General features: G+C 72.1%; 15 protein-coding genes and 1 pseudogene. 8 read left to right on the forward strand and 8 right to left on the reverse strand.

The features are described 5' to 3' along the window. Positions 1–83: 83 nt before the first annotated feature. From KKZ08_RS35650 to KKZ08_RS35670, 5 genes are all read left to right on the forward strand, one after another. Positions 84–737, forward strand: coding sequence for a response regulator transcription factor (locus KKZ08_RS35650; protein WP_223778367.1), 654 nt, complete (start codon positions 84–86; stop codon positions 735–737). Between the two features lie 7 nt (positions 738–744). Next, complete coding sequence (locus tag KKZ08_RS35655) at positions 745–1,998, forward strand: HAMP domain-containing sensor histidine kinase (protein WP_223778368.1); 1,254 nt, start codon at positions 745–747, stop codon at positions 1,996–1,998. A 564-nt stretch (positions 1,999–2,562) separates the two neighbouring features. Next, positions 2,563–3,546 (forward strand): ParB/RepB/Spo0J family partition protein, encoded by a 984-nt coding sequence (locus tag KKZ08_RS35660; RefSeq protein WP_223778369.1) that lies wholly within the window; start codon positions 2,563–2,565, stop codon positions 3,544–3,546. 269 nt (positions 3,547–3,815) lie between these two features. Then, positions 3,816–5,849 (forward strand): SpoIIE family protein phosphatase, encoded by a 2,034-nt coding sequence (locus KKZ08_RS35665; protein WP_223779327.1) that lies wholly within the window; start codon positions 3,816–3,818, stop codon positions 5,847–5,849. Between the two features lie 25 nt (positions 5,850–5,874). Continuing rightward, positions 5,875–6,735 carry a DNA-formamidopyrimidine glycosylase family protein gene (locus KKZ08_RS35670; protein ID WP_223778370.1) on the forward strand — a complete coding sequence of 287 codons (861 nt, stop codon included), beginning with the start codon at positions 5,875–5,877 and terminating at the stop codon, positions 6,733–6,735. Between the two features lie 27 nt (positions 6,736–6,762). Here the strand turns inward: KKZ08_RS35670 and KKZ08_RS35675 are convergent, their stop codons facing one another. Together KKZ08_RS35675 and KKZ08_RS35680 are read right to left on the reverse strand one after the other, a co-directional pair. After that, positions 6,763–7,407, reverse strand: coding sequence for a zf-HC2 domain-containing protein (locus tag KKZ08_RS35675; protein ID WP_223778371.1), 645 nt, complete (start codon positions 7,405–7,407; stop codon positions 6,763–6,765). A gap of 84 nt (positions 7,408–7,491) precedes the next feature. Then, positions 7,492–8,013, reverse strand: coding sequence for a hypothetical protein (locus tag KKZ08_RS35680; protein WP_223778372.1), 522 nt, complete (start codon positions 8,011–8,013; stop codon positions 7,492–7,494). A gap of 403 nt (positions 8,014–8,416) precedes the next feature. Between KKZ08_RS35680 and KKZ08_RS35685 the strand changes: the two genes are divergently transcribed. Further along, the gene (locus tag KKZ08_RS35685) at positions 8,417–9,625 is read left to right on the forward strand and encodes a CapA family protein (protein ID WP_223778373.1); all 1,209 of its coding nucleotides are present in this window, start codon (positions 8,417–8,419) and stop codon (positions 9,623–9,625) included. 7 nt (positions 9,626–9,632) lie between these two features. On the opposite strand, the gene KKZ08_RS35690 is transcribed toward KKZ08_RS35685, so the two are convergent. Next, positions 9,633–11,057, reverse strand: coding sequence for an amino acid permease (locus tag KKZ08_RS35690; protein ID WP_223779328.1), 1,425 nt, complete (start codon positions 11,055–11,057; stop codon positions 9,633–9,635). 119 nt (positions 11,058–11,176) lie between these two features. After that, entirely contained in the window at positions 11,177–11,638 is a 462-nt protein-coding gene (locus KKZ08_RS35695; RefSeq protein ID WP_223778374.1) for a universal stress protein, read from the reverse strand. A gap of 228 nt (positions 11,639–11,866) precedes the next feature. Between KKZ08_RS35695 and KKZ08_RS35700 the strand changes: the two are divergent. Further along, positions 11,867–12,708: pseudogene (locus tag KKZ08_RS35700) on the forward strand (polysaccharide deacetylase family protein). 74 nt (positions 12,709–12,782) lie between these two features. Here the strand turns inward: KKZ08_RS35700 and KKZ08_RS35705 are convergent. Continuing rightward, a complete protein-coding gene (locus KKZ08_RS35705) occupies positions 12,783–13,463 on the reverse strand; it encodes a class F sortase (protein WP_223778376.1) in 681 nt (226 codons plus the stop codon). 349 nt (positions 13,464–13,812) lie between these two features. Between KKZ08_RS35705 and KKZ08_RS35710 the strand changes: the two genes are divergently transcribed. Continuing rightward, positions 13,813–14,304 (forward strand): hypothetical protein, encoded by a 492-nt coding sequence (locus tag KKZ08_RS35710; protein WP_223778377.1) that lies wholly within the window; start codon positions 13,813–13,815, stop codon positions 14,302–14,304. Between the two features lie 114 nt (positions 14,305–14,418). Here KKZ08_RS35710 and KKZ08_RS35715 read toward each other — a convergent pair whose 3' ends face one another. The 3 genes from KKZ08_RS35715 to KKZ08_RS35725 form a co-directional block, all read right to left on the reverse strand. Next, complete coding sequence (locus KKZ08_RS35715) at positions 14,419–14,982, reverse strand: hypothetical protein (RefSeq protein WP_223778378.1); 564 nt, start codon at positions 14,980–14,982, stop codon at positions 14,419–14,421. Positions 14,983–15,194: 212 nt separating this feature from the next. After that, on the reverse strand, positions 15,195–15,401 hold the full coding sequence (locus tag KKZ08_RS35720) for a hypothetical protein (RefSeq protein WP_223778379.1): 207 nt from the start codon (positions 15,399–15,401) through the stop codon (positions 15,195–15,197). A 129-nt stretch (positions 15,402–15,530) separates the two neighbouring features. Continuing rightward, positions 15,531–16,484: a LysR family transcriptional regulator gene (locus tag KKZ08_RS35725; protein ID WP_223778380.1), complete on the reverse strand. Its 954-nt coding sequence runs from the start codon at positions 16,482–16,484 to the stop codon at positions 15,531–15,533. Positions 16,485–16,586 lie beyond the last annotated feature (102 nt).

Below are 16,586 nucleotides of genomic sequence, written 5' to 3' on the forward strand. Positions count from 1 at the left end.
GGGGTTTCGGGCAACGTGGTCTTCATGATCAGTTCTCGGATCCCCTTCCCGCCGCCCGTGCCGCGCTCGGCGAGGGGTGGACGATGAGGGTCTTGGTGGTCGAGGACCACGCCGAACTCGCCCAGTCGGTGGCGCGGGTGCTGCGCCGGGAAGGGATGGCGGTCGACGTCGTCCACGACGGCTCCGACGCCCTCGAACGCACCTCCGTGACCGACTACGACGTGGTCGTGCTCGACCGCGACCTGCCCGGCGTGCACGGCGACGAGGTCTGCCGCAAGCTCGCCGAACAGCCCATGCAGGCCCGTGTGTTGATGCTGACCGCCTCCGGCACGATCGCCCACCGCGTGGAGGGCTTCAGCCTCGGCGCCGACGACTACCTCCCCAAGCCGTTCGCCTACGCCGAACTGGTCGCCCGCATCCGCGCCCTGGCCCGGCGCTCCCAGCCCGCGCTGCCCCCGGTCCTGGTCCGCGGCGACCTCAGACTCGACCCGGCGCAGCGGGTCGCGTCGCGCGCCGGGGAGCGACTGCCGCTCACCCCCAAGGAGTTCGCGGTCCTTGAGTACCTGCTCGCGGCCCAGGGCCGGGTCGTGTCGGCCGAGGAACTCCTGGACCGGGTGTGGGACGAGGCGACCGACCCGTTCACCACCACCGTCAAGGCGACGATCAACCGCCTGCGGCCCAAGCTCGGCCACCCGCCCGTCATCGAGACCATTCCTCGGGGCGGCTACCGGATTTGAGGGGTCCATGCGCCTGCCCTCGCTCGCCGCCCTGGCACCCGCGGCCCGGCGCCGCCTGACACCGCGACGCGTGGGCGTACGCCTCACGCTGCTGTACGGCGCGCTGTTCGTGGTCTCGGGGGCGGTCCTGCTCGCGATCACCTACCTGCTCGTCGCCCGGTCCCCGATCAGCGGCGTCCTCGTCGGGGACGCCGGGAGCGCGCCGCTCCCCGCGCCGGGCGGCGGCATCCGGGTCGACGAGGGACTGCCCGGTGCCCACGCGCCGTCCGTGCCCGGTGACGTCACGGCGCAGCTGCGCGAGCAGGCCTCCCGCCAACGCCGCGCCGACCTACGGCAGTTGCTCGTCCAGTCGGGGACCGCCCTCGCCCTCATGCTGATCGTCTCCGCAGTGCTCGGCCGGTTGATCGCCGGCCGGGTCCTGCGGCCGCTGCGCGCGATGGCCGGCGCCATCCAGCGCATCTCCGCCCGCAACATCCATGAACGGCTGGCCGTGGAGGGCCCCGCGGACGAGCTGAAGGTCCTCGCCGACACCGTCGACGGGCTCCTCGGCCGCCTCGAAGCGGCGCTCGACGCCCATCGGCGCTTCGTCGCCAACGCGGCACACGAACTGCGCACCCCGCTCACCCTGGAGCACGCGCTGCTGGAGGAGTCGCTCATCGACGGCGAGGCCACCACCGAGTCGTTCCGGGCGAACTTCGAGCGGCTCCTCGCGATCAGCGAACAGCAGGCACGGCTCCTGGAATCGCTCCTCACCCTCGCCGGCAGCCAGCGGGGCCTGGACCACAGGGAGCCCCTGGACCTCGCCCTCGTCGCCGAATGGGTCCTGCACGCCGCACGCCCGGAGATCGAACGGCGGAATCTGCGGGCCGACTCAGCGATCGGGCCCGCGGCCACCGTGGGCGATCCCACCCTCGTCCAGAGCCTGGTGACCCACCTCGTGGACAACGCCGTACGCCACAACGCGCCCGGCGGACAGGTGGAGATAGCGACCCGCACCCGGGGCGGCCGGGCCGTCGTCGCCGTGGCCAACACCGGCCCCCCGGTGCCGCCCGAGCGGGTGGATCTGCTCTTCGAGCCCTTCCAGCGGCTCGGCCGCACCGCGGGCGAGGGCCACGGGCTCGGCCTCGCGATCGTCCACGCCATCGCCACCGCCCACGAGGCCGCGATCAGCGCACGGGCCCGCACCGGCGGTGGCCTCGCGGTGGAGGTCGCCTTCCCGAGCGGAGTTGCGCAGTTGGACAAGGGCGCGGCACTCCATTGAGGAAAATCCGCCGTCCTCCTACGGTGGAACCCCGGTGAATAGCCCCGAATTCCGCATCCGCCCCTCAAGGTTTAGGGGCTCCCGGGGTCCCGGATATCGCATCGATCCACCTCGTGGGGGACCCTCGCGCGGTCCGCGGCCGAAGTGCGGGCCGGTAGGGGTGACTAGGGGTGGTGGAACCTGTGAGCGAGCTATCAGTGAGGGGTACCAGCGCAGAAAGCGCGTTGTTAGGGTAAACGTGTCCGGTCGGGCGGAAATTGCCCCCCGATCGCACATTCGGCGAAATGTTCGACTCGGCTTTCTCATCAGGTGATTGAACACGTCGCCGCGATCCGGGAGAACCACCGCTGCGCAGCGCGCAGCGCATTCGTTTCAGGGGCCCTCGGCGAAGGGCGGACGCGTACGGGGCGCGACCCACGAGGAATCGTCGTACTCATCCGGGAGACGTGGCCCAGCCGGGTCCGACCGGCGGTCGCGGGAGGGGCGCGGCGGTGGGGCGTGAGTCGTTCAGTGTGCCGGGACGCACACCCACGGGGGACATGAAGAGCTTGAGGGGGAGTTGAGTTGGCAACACCTGGGCACGAACCGTTCGACCAACTGATGGTCGTCGAGGTCGAGATCGGCTCGCTGTCGACGACGGATTCACCGCGTACGTCCGGAGTGGACCCGGACCACGTGGAGGCACTGGCGGTCGTTCAGACGCCGCTGCCGCCCATCACCGTGCACCGGCCCACGATGCGGGTCATCGACGGCCTGCACCGGCTGCGCGCGGCCGAGCTCCGCGGGCATCGCAAGATCGCGGTGAAGTACTTCGACGGAGCCGAGGACGACGCCTTCGTCCTCGCCGTCGAATCGAACATCACACACGGCCTGCCCCTGTCCACGGCGGACCGCAAGCGCGCGGCCACCCGCATCATCGCCTCGCACCCGCAGTGGTCGGACCGGATGATCGCCTCGGTCAGCGGCATCGCCCCGGGCACCGTCGCGGACCTCCGCAGGCGGGAGCCGGGCGGCGCCGCGGCCGACGGCAGCAGGATCGGCCACGACGGGCGGGTGCGGCCCATCAACGGCGCCGAGGGGCGCAGGCTCGCCAGTGAGCTGATCGCCCAGAACCCGGGCCTGTCCCTGCGCCAGGTGGCCCGCGTCGCGTCCATCTCCCCGGAGACGGTCCGCGACGTGCGCAACCGCATGATGCGGGGCGAGGACCCGGTGGCCCGGCGCGGCAGGCAGCCGGGAGGCGAGCACCGCGTCATCGCCCCGCGCGTCGCCCGCCGCCCCTCGGCCGTGCCCGCCCGGGACGCGGCCCAGGACCGGGCCGCGGCCGTCAAGCGCCTCAAGGCGGACCCGGCGCTGCGCTTCAGCGAGATCGGCCGCACGCTGCTGCGGCTGCTCAACATCCACACGATCAGCATGGAGGAGTGGGACCAGATCATCGACAAGGTGCCGCCGCACTGCCGGGGCGTCGTCGCCTACCTGGCGGGCGAGAGCGCGGAGATGTGGACGGAGGTGGCGGTGCGCATGCAGGACAAGGTCGCCGAGTCGGCGTAACCCCGCCGACCGACCAGCAGGCGACCGGTCAGCCGACCGCAGCCGAGGTCACGAGGCGGCAGAGCGCACCCCGGTCGTCCAACCGGGCACACTCTCCGGTTGGACGGCCGGGCACGCGGGCCCGCCCGGCGCCCCGCGCGCCGCTTCCCCCACGTGCGCGCACCCGGGGCTCCGCCTAGCGTGGCCCCATGGACGCGGGTACCGGTTGGCACGACCCGACGGGGCACTGCCGCTGTGCACAGCCGGCCGCGGAGCCGACCGGCTGCTTCATGGAGCTGTACGGCGCCGCGCTGCGCATGGGCTGCTTCGACTGGGACCTCGACACGGGCCTCATGTGCATGGACGCTACCGCGCACGAGGTCTTCGACGTACGCCCCGAGGAGTACGACGGCCGGCCCGAGACCCTCGCCGCACGCGTCCCGCCCGTCGAGGCGCACCGCCTGGACCAGATCGTCGCGCACGCCCTGAAGGACGGCAGCCAGACCTACGGCGCCTACTTCCGGGTGCGCTGCCGCACCGGCTCGATGCGCTGGACCCACACCCACGGCTGCATCCGGCGCGACGCCACCGGCCGCCCCCGCCGCATCGTGGGCATCGTCAGGGACGCCACCCGCGAGCTGGGCGACACCCCGCCCGCCGCGCGGGAACCGGTCGACGAGGACGCCGAGCGGCGCCGCACGACCAGCGTCGTCCAGGGCACCACGGCGGCGCTCGCCCACGCCCGTACGGTGCGCGACGTCATCGACGTACTCAAGGACACCCACGGCCTCGCGCACCTCGGGGCGTCGAACCTCGTCATGGGCCTCGTCGAGGCCGGGCGGATCCGGCTGGTCGCCGAGGGCCCCGCGGGCAGCTTCGTGCCGGGCACCCGGGTGACCCGCGTCGACGAGCCGTACCCCATGAGCGAGGTCGTGCGCACCCTCGCGCCGCGCTACATCGAGAGCGCCGAGGAATTCGCGCGGTCCTATCCGCTGCTGTGGCCGCACATCGCCGGTCTCGGCATCACCTCGGCCGCCTATCTGCCCCTGATCGCGCAGGCCCGGCCCATCGGGGCGCTCGGCCTGCTCTACCAGCACAAGAGCGGCTTCACCGTGGAGGAGCGCAACGTCCTGGTCGCGCTCGGCAGCAGCATCGCGCAGAGCCTCCAGCGCGCCATGTTCTACGAACAGGAGAAGGACCTCGCCCAGGGCCTCCAGCAGGCGATGCTGCCGCGCACCATCCCCGGGGTGCCGGGCGCGGAGATCGCCGTGCGCTACCGCTCGGCGGCGCTCGGCCGGGACATCGGCGGCGACTGGTACGACGTGATCCCGCTGCCCGGCGGCCGGGTCGGTGCCGTCATCGGCGACGTCCAGGGCCACGACACCCACGCGGCGGCCGTCATGGGCCAGCTCCGCATCGTGCTCCGCGCCTACGCCGCCGAAGGGCACATGCCCGCCACGGTCATGGCCCGCGCCTCCGGTTTCCTGCACGAGCTGGACACCGAGCGCTTCGCGACCTGCCTGTACGCGGAGGCCGACCTGATGACCGGCGTGGTCCAGTTCGTCCGGGCCGGCCACATCGACCCGCTCCTCCAGCTCGCCGACGGCTCCTGCCGCCGGGTCCCGGTCGACGGCGGCCTGCCGCTCGGCCTGTCCGCCGAGTTCGGACGGCTCGACTATCCCGTCACCACCCTCGAACTCGACCCGGGGCAGACCCTGTTGCTCTGCACCGACGGCCTCGTCGAAGTGCCGGGCGCCGACCTGGACGACGGCATGCAGGCCCTCGCCGAGCTGGCCGCCACCGGCCCCCGCGACCTGTCCGAGCTCGCCGACCGGCTCTGCGGGATCGTCGACGGCAGGGGCGGGGACGACGACGCCGCGCTGCTCCTGCTGCGCCGCCGCATGATCGACGCGCCCCGCTCGGGGGGCCGCCTCCAGCAGCACGTGGCGCCGAGCGACCCGGAGGCGCTCACCGAGGCCCGGCACATGATCAGGGCCGCGGTGCGCGCCTGGGGCGCGGGCGAGCGGGCCGACGAGATCGAGCTGGTCGCCGACGAGCTGATCACCAACGCGCTGATGCACACCGACGGCGCCGCGGTCGTCACCCTGCGCGTCCTGAGCGGCGCGGACCGGCGGCTGCGCGTCGACGTGGAGGACTCCTCCAGCGCCCTGCCGCGCCGCCGCGAGGCGGGCGAGGACGGGGTCTCCGGCCGCGGCCTGCTCCTGGTGGACCTGCTCGCGGACGTGTGGGGCGTCGACGCGCGCGGCGGCGGCAAATGCGTGTGGTGCGAGTTCGTCGTGCCCGCCAGGAACGAGCGGGCGTGAGGGAGAGCGGGTGTGAGGGAGAGCCATGCCGGAACTGCCCGAAGTAGAGGCCCTCAAAGGCTTTCTGACGGACCAGCTGGTCGGCCGCGAGATCGTACGCGTGCTGCCCGTCGCGATCAGCGTCCTGAAGACGTACGACCCGCCGCTCTCCGCCCTCGAAGGCCGCGCGGTCACGTCCGTGGCGCGGCACGGCAAGTTCCTGGACATCGACGCCGACGGCTTGCACCTCGTCACGCACCTCGCCCGCGCCGGCTGGCTCCAGTGGAAGGACCGGCTCCCCGACGGCACCCCACGCCCGGGCAAGGGCCCGCTCGCGCTGCGCGTCGCCCTGGACACCGGGGAGGGCTTCGACCTCACGGAGGCCGGCACCCAAAAGCGCCTCGCGGTGTACGTGACCGAGGCACCGCAGGAGATCCCGGGCATCGCCCGCCTCGGGCCCGACCCGCTCGCCCCCGACTTCGACGAGGAGCGGTTCGCGCGGCTCCTGGCGGGCGAACGGCGGCAGATCAAGGGAGCGTTGCGCGACCAGAGCCTGATCGCCGGCATCGGCAACGCGTACAGCGACGAGATCCTGCACGCGGCCCGCATGTCCCCGTTCAAGCTGACGTCACGTCTCACCGAACAGGAGGTGCGCGGGCTGCACCAGGCACTGCGGACCACGCTGACGGAGGCGGTGGAGCGCTCGCGCGGTGTGGCGGCGGGCCGTCTCAAGGCGGAGAAGAAGAGCGGGCTGCGCGTGCACGGCCGCACTGGTGAGCCGTGTCCCGTGTGCGGCGACACGATCCGTGAGGTGTCCTTCGCCGACTCCTCCCTCCAGTACTGCCCCACCTGCCAGACGGGCGGGAAACCGCTGGCGGACCGGAGGCTTTCGCGGCTGCTGAAGTGAGCGCCCTCCATGGCGGCGCGTTCGCCTCTACGGCCATGGCGTCAGCAGCCGCTCCCCGTCCGCCGTCCGCACCTCGTACCGGTCCGTCCGCTCCGGCCGCAGCGCCGCGGCGGCCGGGACCTCCACGGTCCGCGCCGCGCGGGTACGCCAGGTCGTGACGGTGTGCTCCGCGCCGTCCCTGCCGACGGCGACCAATGCGCGGACCCGCGCTCCGGGGGCCGGGTCCCTGACCGTGAGCGCGAGCTCCGTACCCCAGGCGCGGTCGCGAGCCGTCAGCGTGCCGGCGACCCCGCTGCGGGCGTCCCGCGCGCTGATCCGTTCCGGACCGGAACCGGCGGCCGCCATCAGCGCCACGGCGGGCGCGCCGAGGACGAGTACGACGGCGAGGACGAGGGCGCACCGCCACGCCCCGCGCCGCACCGCGTGCCGCCGGCCGACCTCGCGCAGGGCCCCCTCCAGGAGCGCCGCGCCGGGTACCGCGCACGGCGTCACCGCGGCGGGCGTCGCCCGGTCGTACCACGCCAACTGGCGTGCGGGAAGCTCCAGTTCATCGAGCGTGAGGACGCACGCGGGGCACCCCACGAGGTGGTCCTCGAACCGGAACGCGTCCGCCTCGTCGAGCACGCCGAGCGCGTAGGCACCGGCGTCACGGTGCCGCTCCAGGGACCTCATGGCGTTCCTCACGTGAGAGGTGCTGCTTGCCCTCCGGTACGCAAGGGGCCGCCGAATCACTCACATCACTCAAGGGGGTGCTCCTCAGAACAGGTGGATCGCGAGGTGCCCGAGCGGCAGCCCGAGCCGCCAGGCGGGCGTCCACACCTTAGGCCCGTCCTCCTCGCCGCCCGGCAGGGCCCCGCCGCCCGGCACGGCGTCCAGATCCGGCGCGAGCAGCTCGGTCTCCTCCAGCCACCGCCAGGCCAGCTCGGCCAGCTCCACGTCGGGGCCGGGCCCGGCCTGCCCCGCGGCCTCCTCCAGAAGCAGTTCCATGCGCCCACGCACCCAGTCCTGCCAGGCCTGGTCGTACTCCGTCAGGGAGAGCCACGTCTCCAGCTGGGTGATCACCCGGATCCCGGAGAGCTCACCCCGGCTGTCCGACAGGAAGATCGTCAGCGCGAGCGCGTCACGCCCCGCGCGGTACTCGAACGATGTGGGCGGCATCAGATCGCCCGTGCGCAACAGCTCGTCGGCGATGTACTCGGCGTACAACCACGCCATGGGCACGGTCAGTTCGCCGCCGCCCTGGGGGCCCTCGGTGTTGCCTCTGCTCTCGTGCAGCATCCCGCTCCGCCTTCCTCCGGTCCGTGCGCGTCACCGGCCTCTGGCCCCCCAATTCCGGAACACGGATGAGGACAGCCGATTACTCAACGGGGGTGCTGAGCAAGGCGTTTTACGGAGCCTTGACCCGGCGGACGGTTTCCCCGCAGGTGAGCAGCCTTGTGTTGTTCGCGTCACAGGGCCTAACGGTTTGACTCCCTTTCGGGGACTGCGGCGGTATTGCTGCCTGTTTCATCGTCAACTCCGTACATCTATTCATATCACCTGACATCCACCCTTTCGCGGAGCTTGATCGATGACGCAGCACGCAAGGAATGCACAGCTCACAGGGGTCACAGGCACCCCACGGCCCACACCTCGACCGAGGTCGAGGCCAGGGCCGGCGCCCCGGGCCGGGCGGCGCCCCGTGGCCATTGCCGCGACGGGCACGGCCGCGGCTCTCCTCATCGCGGGCACCTCGTCCTGCGCGCCGCAGCCGGAACGGCGGACCGCCGAGTCCGCCGCCCCGCGGGGCGACTCGCACCGCACCGGCCCATCGGACCCCGGCCCGGCCCACTCCCCGGCGAGCGGCAGCGCGGTCGAGCGGCGCGGCTTCACCTTGGTCGCCTCCGGGGACGTCCTGCCGCACTCCTCGGTCATCCGCCAGGCCGCCGCCGACGCGGACGGCAACGGCCACGACTTCGTGCCGATGCTCAAGGGCGCCAAGCGGGTCGTCTCCCGGGCCGACCTCGCGATCTGCCACATGGAGACGGTGTACGGCGAGAAGGGCGACTACAGCGGCTACCCCGACTTCAAGTCCCCGCCGCAGATCGCCCGCGCCCTCAAGGCCACCGGGTACGACTCGTGCTCGACCGCCTCCAACCACTCCCTGGACGACGGCGCGGCGGGCGTGCGCCGCACCCTGGACGCGCTCGACGAGGCGGGCGTCAAGCACGCCGGAACGGCCCGCTCCGCCGCCGAGGACAAGAAGCCGGCGTTGCTGCGGGCCGGCGGCGCCAAGGTCGCGCAGCTCGCGTACACGTACGGCACCAACGGCTATCCGATGCCGAAGGACAAGCCCTGGTCGGTCGACCTGATCGACCGCGGCAAGATCGTCGCGGACGCCCGGGCGGCACGGAAGGCGGGCGCGGACGTGGTCGTCGTCAGCCTGCACTGGGGCACGGAGTGGCAGGACGCGCCCGACCGGAAGCAGCTGAGCCTCGGCAAGCAGCTCACGAAGTCCCGCACGGGCGGCCGCCCGGACATCGACCTCATCATCGGCACGCACGCGCACGTCCCCCAGGCGTACGAGAAGGTGAACGGCACCTGGATCATCTACGGCATGGGCGACCAGATCGCCGGCAGCATGACCAACTACGAGGGTGCCCGTGACCCGCGCGGCAACCAGAACTCCATCGGCCGCTTCACCTTCGCGCGACCGGCCGCGCCGGGCGGACGGTGGAAGGTGCGCAAGGCCGAGTTCATCCCGATGTGGTTCGACCCGGCGGCGGGCCGCGTCGTCGACCTCAACGCCGCGCTCGGCCGAGGGGCGGACGTCCGCGGCGTACGCGACCGGATCCGCCGCGTGGTGCTGAGCAGGGGAGCGGGCAAGGACGGCCTGGTGATGGGCGAGTAGCGGGGCCCTACTCGACGGCGTCCCGCTCCGCCTTCGCCAGCTCCGACTTGCGGTAGGAGTAGCCGAAGTACACGACGAGACCGAGGCCGAACCACACGGCGAACCGCGCCCAGGTCTGCCACTGGAGGAACGTGATCAGCCAGAGCGAGAAGACGACGCCGATCGCGGGCACGAACGGCATGCCGGGGCAGCGGAAGGTGCGCGGCAGGTCGGGGCGCTTGTAGCGCAGCACGATCACCGCGACGCACACCACGACGAAGGCCAGCAGGATGCCGATGTTGGTGAGTTCGGCCGCCTCGCCGATCGGCAGGAACCCGGCGATGGCGGCTGACGCGATGCCGACGATCCACGTCACGCGCGTCGGCACGTGGCGGGTCTCGTGCGTCTTCGCGAACCACTTGGGAAGGAGGCCGTCCCGGCTCATCGAGAACCACACGCGCGTGCAGCCGAGCATGAACGTGAACATCACCGTGAGGATGCCGATGATCGCGCCGACCGCGATGATGTCGGCGAGACCGCCGAGCCCCACCGACTTGAAGGCCGTGGAGAACCCGCTCTCCGGATCGACCTCCGTGTAGCTCTGCATGCCGGTCAGGACCAGGCAGGCGAGCACGTACAGCACCATCGAGATGGTGAGGGAGTAGAGGATCGCCTTCGGCATGTGCCGCTGCGCGTCCTTGGACTCCTCGGCGGCCGTGCTCATGGCGTCGTATCCGAAGACGGCGAAGAACACGGTCGCGGCCCCCGTGAACGCGCCGCTGACCCCGTAGGGGAAGAACGGGTCGTAGTTGCCGGTGTCGATGTGGAAGAAGCCGACCGCGATCACCACCAGCACCACGAGCACCTTCAGCACGACCACGACCATCTCGAAGCGCGCGGCGTTCTTGATGCCGAGGGTGAGCAGGTACGCGATGAACAGGCACAGCACGGCGGCGAAGAGGTCGACCTTGTGGCCGTCGCCGGTGCCGGGCGCCCCCATCATCCACGCCGGCAGCTCCGCGCCCATCTCCTCGACGAGGAAGCCGAAGTACCCGGAGATGCCGATCGCGACGACCGCGACGATCGCCGTGTACTCCAGGAGCAGGTCCCAGCCGATGAACCAGCCGGTCAGCTCGCCGAGCACCACATAGCCGTACGTGTACGCGGAACCGGCCTTCGGGATCATGCCCGCGAACTCGGCGTACGAGAACGCGGCGGCCGCGCTCGCGACGCCCGCGATCAGGAAGGAGATCAGCACCGCGGGCCCCGCCGTGCCGTTCGCCACGGCTCCCGCGAGGCTGAAGATGCCGGCGCCGATGATGCCGCCGACGCCGATGGCGGTGAGCTGCCAGAGACCGAGGGAACGCGACAGGCCCCCGCCCGCCTCCGTCTCCTCGATGTGCTCGATGGGCTTGCGGCGCAGCACGCCCTGCCCCGTACGGAGTCCCGCCATGAGCTCCACCTCTTCGCAGAAGCCGATCGGCTGATGGCGGATCATGATGGCCCAGCGGGCGCGGGGACGGAAGACGCCACACCTCTTGTGCCCGAGGCGTTCATCCGGAGCGGGACCGGTCAGGGCACCACGGTGACCGGCCAACGGCCCGCCTTCACCAGCCGCACGGCGACCGAGCCGACGATGCGGTGGCCCGCCTGCTCGGAGGCGCCGACGACCACGGCGTCGGCCTTCAGCTCGTCGGCGGCGGTGACGAGGCCGCTGTAGGGATCGCCACGGAAGGTGTGGAACTCCCATCTGACGTCGAATATGTCCTTCACCCGCTCGGCCGCGGCCCTGATCTCCGTGATGAGCCCCTCGGCGATCTCCTCCGTGGTGTCGGCCACCGGCACGCCGAGCGCGGCGCCCGCCGCGAGGACCGGCTGGATGTAGACGACGGCGAGCAGGGCCCGCTGGCGCCGGGCGAGGCCGGCGGCGTATGCCGCGGCCCGCAGCGACGAGTCGGAGCCGTCGACTCCGGCGACGATCACCTTGGGCCCGTCGGTGCCGCGTTCGAATTGGTGGGACTGGTCTTCGCTCACGCCGAGAGGTTAACGGAGGCACACCGACCGCTGGTGGGCAGGCGCTCCGCACGGCGCGAGGACCGGACGCGACGCCCCGCCGGGACCTCGCCGCCCTCGGCGGCGAACCGGCCGCAGCCTGCTCGGAGTTGACCGACCCACCGGCCCGCCGCGTCTGATCGGGTGCTTTCGGGGGCCGCCCCGGTGTTGTTGTCCCGCGCGGGCCTTCGGCCGTGCGACGGATTAGTCATGAAAGACGATCAGCTGACTCCAGGGCGCCGGCTGGTGCTCCGCGCCGCCGCGGCACTCGGCCTCACCGCGACCGCCTGCGCGGGCGCGGACCCCACGGCCGCCCTGGGCCCCACCGCGCCCAGCGGCGCCGCCGCCGCGGGCCCACCGGCCGCCCGCCCCTCAAGCCCTCCGCGTACCGCCTCCAGCCCATGGCCGGCCACGGCCCCCCGCGTGCCGTGCGCGCCCTGCCGCGCGTCCGCAAGGCCCCGATCCTGCGCCTGGACCTGCACGACCGCTCGATGGTGCTGACCTTCGACGACGGACCCGACCCCCGCTACACCCCGGCCATCCTGCGGATCCTGCGCCAGTACGGCGTCCGCGCCATGTTCTTCGTGTGCGGGGAGATGGCCGCCGACCACCAGGACCTGCTCCGCGAAATGGCCGACGACGGGCACGTGATCGGCAACCACACCTGGAACCACCCGCTGCTGCCCAAGCTCAGCCGGGCCGCCATGCGCCGGCAGATGGAGAGCACCTGTGACGTCATCGAGCACGTGACCGGCGAAGCCCCCGCGTGGTTCCGGGCCCCCTACGGCGCGTGGAACCGCAACGCCTTCCAGCTGGGCGCCGAGTACGGCATGGAACCGCTCGCCTGGACCGTCGACACCCTCGACTGGACCGAGCCGGGCGCGAGGGCCATCGTGCGCCGCGTGCACGCGGGCGCGGCTCCCGGTGTCGTCGTGCTCTCGCACGACGCGGGCGGCGACCGCTCGGGCACCGTCGCCGCGCTGCGCACCTACCTCCCCGACCTGCTCGCGTCGGGCTACCGCCTCACGGTGCCGAACCGCTACGCGATGTGACGCCCCGTCCATCCATCCGTCTACCCCTCCGTCCGCCCGCCCGGTCCGCGTGCCGGCGCCCTGTCAGGGCGGTGTCAGCGCACCGCGGTCAGGCGGGCGAAGACCACGACGTTCCCGTCGTATCCGGACTGCTCGGAGAAACCGCCGCCGCAGGTGATGACCCGCAATTCGGGAGTTCCGCTGTTCCCGTAGACGCGCTTTCCCGGGAAGTCGTCCTTCGCGAACACCTCGATGCCGTAGATCTCGAAAATCGCGGTCTTCTTGTCCTTGCGCCTGACCTCGACGTGGTTTCCCTTCTTCAGGGAACCGAGGCCGTAGAAGACGGCGGGGCCCTGCTGGTTGTCCACATGGCCGACGACCACCGCCGTGCCCTTCTCACCCGGCGAGACGGCCCCCGTGAACCAGCCCGCCAGGTTCGGGTCCTCGGGCGGCGGCGCGTCCACCCAGCCCTCGGCGTCCAGGCCCACCGGGATGACCGGGGCGTCCACCTGGATGCCCTTGATGCGGATGCGCTCGGCGGGCGAGAAGATCAGCGGTGCCGGGGCGTCGGGGCCCGCCTCGGGCGTGTGATCGGCCGCCGCGGCGGAAGCGGGCTGCGGCGGGCCCACGTCGAATTCTCCCGAGCCGTTGCGGATCAGCGCGAGGCCGGTCAGCAGGACAAGCGCCATCACACCCCACGGGGCGCGCTTCTTCTGCTTTTCGTCCTCCTGGGCATCCTGAAAGTCGAAATCGTCGGCCGGATGGGACGAAGGCATTCTCTATCCCCTCTCAACGCGGCGGGCGCGCCGCGTCCGTAGCGCGTACGAGAACGCTAAGCGCGGGGCGAGCGGGGTGCGAAAGGGCGGGAGCGAACGGGTGGCGGCCCCGGTCGGGTGCGCCATCCGGGTCGGCCCCCGGCAGGAAATTTCTGACGGTCCGTGACCTGCGGTGATGCCCGCCGACGCGGACACGTCCCGGCGTGTCGTCTCACCAGGACGGCCGATTCCCGAAATGCGGGCCCGCCTGCCGCATCTGAGGGTCTGTCTGGGAGGCGCTCTCACCGATCGACCGGGGACGGTACCCCCGGGGCGCCTTTCGCGGAGGATTGCCATGCGTACTTCTCGTATGCGTACCACTCGTGCCCTCGCGGTCGCCGCCGCGGCAGGCGCGGTCGTCGGGCTCGCCGCCCCGACCGCTTCCGCGTGGGCCGACCCGACCAACATCGTGGCGATGCCGAGCGTGATCCCGCGGGGCGGGCACCTGACCGTCACGGTCGACGGATCGTCGTGCCAGCACGGCGGCAAGATCACCTCGCCCGCCTTCTCGGACGCGCACCTGCACGCCATCCACGGCGGCACCACGTCGAGCGCCACCGCCGTCATCCACAAGCACGTCACTCCGGGCGCGTACGACATCACGGCCCACTGCGGCGGCAAGACGCTCATGCGCCCGGCCGCTTTCACCGTCATCCACGGAGGTGTGCGCGGTGGCTTCGGCGGCACCTCGCAGTCGGGGGCGAGCGGTACCGACATCGCGATCGGTGGCGCGCTGGTGGCCGCGGCCGTCGTCGGCGGCGGGGTGTTCTGGATGCGCCGCCGGTCCGAGAACCGGGCCTGAGACGGCGGGCGGCCCGGCGCGCCCCCCTTCCGCGCCGCGGCCCGCCCGTGACACCGCTTCGCCCCCGGGACTCGGAAGACGTCCCAGGGGCGAAGCGGTGTCAGGCGAAGCGGGTCAGGAGTTGCTCTCGCCGGTGCGGCGGCGGGCCTTGTAGTACGCGGTGCCGACGGCACCCAGGATCAGGGCGCCGCCGAGGGCGATCTCGTGCAGGTCGAGTCCGCCGAAGCTGCCGCCGACACCGGCCTTGACACCCTTGTGGACGGGGTTCTGCTGGTTCGGGTTCCGCTGGTCCGGGTTCTGGTGACCGTTGTTGTCGGGACGGCCGGTGGCGATGGTGAGGTCCGTCTTGCCGATCTCGCCCTTGCAGTCGAACGTCACCTCGTACATCGCCCCCGGCTTCGCGTCCCAGAACACATGGGCCGTGGTGGAGGTCTGGCCCTTGGGGATGTGGGCGTCGTCGAAGATCCCGGAGGTGACCTTGGTGTCGCCCTCGCAGCCGTCGACGCTGAGGGTGACCTGTCCGCCCGCGGCGATCGTCGAGGGGGTCACGCGGAAGCCGAACGAGGTGATGTTGTTGTTGTTCTCGTCGCCCGTGACGGCCGCCGACGCGGGTGGGATCGTCAGGGTCAGGACGGTGGCGGTGAGCAGAGCGGCGGAAGCGACGCGTATCGCGTGCATGGGTGGATCCTCCGGGTCTCCGAGGAGCAGCCGCGGACCTTCTTCCGCTGACGCCTGAAATGCACCTCGATGCCGGAAACGCTAGGTATGCTCCCGCACGGCCGCGATCGGTGTCGTGCGAACGGGGCAACCTGGTACGCCGATCGGGCGAACGGCCCGGCGTGGCGCACCGGTCGGGTCCGGCGCGTATGGGAACGGGCAGAATCCAGAGTTCAAGGCCATACGTGGGGCTCGCCGCGCCACTCGACGAGGCACGGGTCGTCGAGCGCGAGGTCGGCCTCGCCGAGCCCGGCGCGCCGCAGGAACTCCTCCAGGTCGCGGTCGCCGTGGGCGACGCCCACGTCCTGTCCGCGCACGGTGACCCGCCGCCCGCCGTCGGCGGCGGGCGGATGGACGACGATCGGTGTCTGCCAGGCCATGGCACCAGAATGCGCCGGACCGACGCGCGGCGCAGCACGGTTCACGGCCATCACGGGCCGGGACAGGCCTGCGCGCCGCCCGCCCCGCCTTGCCGTGGCACGGACACGTCCCACCTCAACAACGCCCCCTCAGTCGTGAGTTGGCCCGGGCGGCTGGGCCGCCCACTGCGGCGTCCAGATCCCGTCATCGGGGTGGCCGGGGTAGGCGGCGGTGAGGTGGTCACGCAGCGCGATGAGCGCCGGGTGGGGGTTGTCGGTGCGCCAGATCAGCGAGTGCGGGTAGACCGGGGTCGGGTCGCGCAGAGGGATTCGCCGCAGGTCGTGGCCGGCGGGCCAGACCAGCGGGGTCTGCTCGCTGACGAAGGTCGCCAGCGTCGAGGAGGCCGCGATCGTGTCGAGGAGGGCTTCGATGCCGAAGTCGGGGCCGACCGCGTCGACGGTGAAACCGAACGAGGCGGCGAGGTCGTCGTAGTAGGCGGCCCACTCGGTGCCGGGCAGGTTGCCGGGCATCCAGATCCGGCGCCCGGCGAGCTGCGCGGGCGAGATCGAGGGGGCCGTGGCGAACTCGTGGTCCGGTCCGGTGAACAGGTACAACGGCTCGTCGAAGACCGCGGCGGCCGCCACCCCTTCGGGAAGCGGCCGCCCCGGCATGGTCACGGCGCGGAAGGTCGCGTCGATCGTCCCGGACCGTACGGCGGCGATGGCCGTGGCGGAGTCGAACAGGGTCACGACGTCGAGCTCGGTCTCGGGGTACGCGCGATGGAAGTCGCGCAGCAGCCCCGCCACCGAGACCCGGCGGCCGATCACGTCGACCCGCAGCGCCCGACGCCCCGGCCGTACGGAAGCGGCGGCCCGCTCCTCGGCCTGGAGGAGCGCGCGGGCGTACGGCAGGAAAGCCTGCCCGTCGATGGTGAGCCGGGCGCCACGGGCCGTCCGGCTGAACAGCCGCACGCCGAGGTCCTTCTCCAGCGCGGCGATGCGCTTGGAGACGGCCTGCGGCGTGATCGACAAGTTGACGGCGGCTTCTTGGAACTGCCCCGAGTCCACAGCGGTGACGAAGGTGCGCACGGCGATGAGATCCACGGCGGTCATCCTAGCCGGACAACCATGCGTTGACTGCGACCCGGACCAGCAGGTGTTGCTTACGGTGTTCGGCGTTCAAGTGGACGGCGCTGGTCAACGCAG

This window comes from Streptomyces sp. 135 (assembly GCF_020026305.1).
Classification (GTDB): domain Bacteria; phylum Actinomycetota; class Actinomycetes; order Streptomycetales; family Streptomycetaceae; genus Streptomyces.

What these genes read in the sequence shown, in the direction of transcription:
- KKZ08_RS35650 (WP_223778367.1), top strand. Translation starts at nt 84, where the DNA reads ATGAGGGTCTTGGTGGTCGAGGACCACGCCGAACTCGCCCAGTCGGTG.
- KKZ08_RS35655 (WP_223778368.1), top strand. Translation starts at nt 745, where the DNA reads ATGCGCCTGCCCTCGCTCGCCGCCCTGGCACCCGCGGCCCGGCGCCGC.
- KKZ08_RS35665 (WP_223779327.1), top strand. Translation starts at nt 3,816, where the DNA reads ATGGAGCTGTACGGCGCCGCGCTGCGCATGGGCTGCTTCGACTGGGAC.
- KKZ08_RS35670 (WP_223778370.1), top strand. Translation starts at nt 5,875, where the DNA reads ATGCCGGAACTGCCCGAAGTAGAGGCCCTCAAAGGCTTTCTGACGGAC.
- KKZ08_RS35675 (WP_223778371.1), bottom strand. Translation starts at nt 7,407, where the DNA reads ATGAGGTCCCTGGAGCGGCACCGTGACGCCGGTGCCTACGCGCTCGGC.
- KKZ08_RS35680 (WP_223778372.1), bottom strand. Translation starts at nt 8,013, where the DNA reads ATGCTGCACGAGAGCAGAGGCAACACCGAGGGCCCCCAGGGCGGCGGC.
- KKZ08_RS35690 (WP_223779328.1), bottom strand. Translation starts at nt 11,057, where the DNA reads ATGGCGGGACTCCGTACGGGGCAGGGCGTGCTGCGCCGCAAGCCCATC.
- KKZ08_RS35705 (WP_223778376.1), bottom strand. Translation starts at nt 13,463, where the DNA reads ATGCCTTCGTCCCATCCGGCCGACGATTTCGACTTTCAGGATGCCCAG.
- KKZ08_RS35710 (WP_223778377.1), top strand. Translation starts at nt 13,813, where the DNA reads ATGCGTACCACTCGTGCCCTCGCGGTCGCCGCCGCGGCAGGCGCGGTC.
- KKZ08_RS35715 (WP_223778378.1), bottom strand. Translation starts at nt 14,982, where the DNA reads ATGCACGCGATACGCGTCGCTTCCGCCGCTCTGCTCACCGCCACCGTC.
- KKZ08_RS35720 (WP_223778379.1), bottom strand. Translation starts at nt 15,401, where the DNA reads ATGGCCTGGCAGACACCGATCGTCGTCCATCCGCCCGCCGCCGACGGC.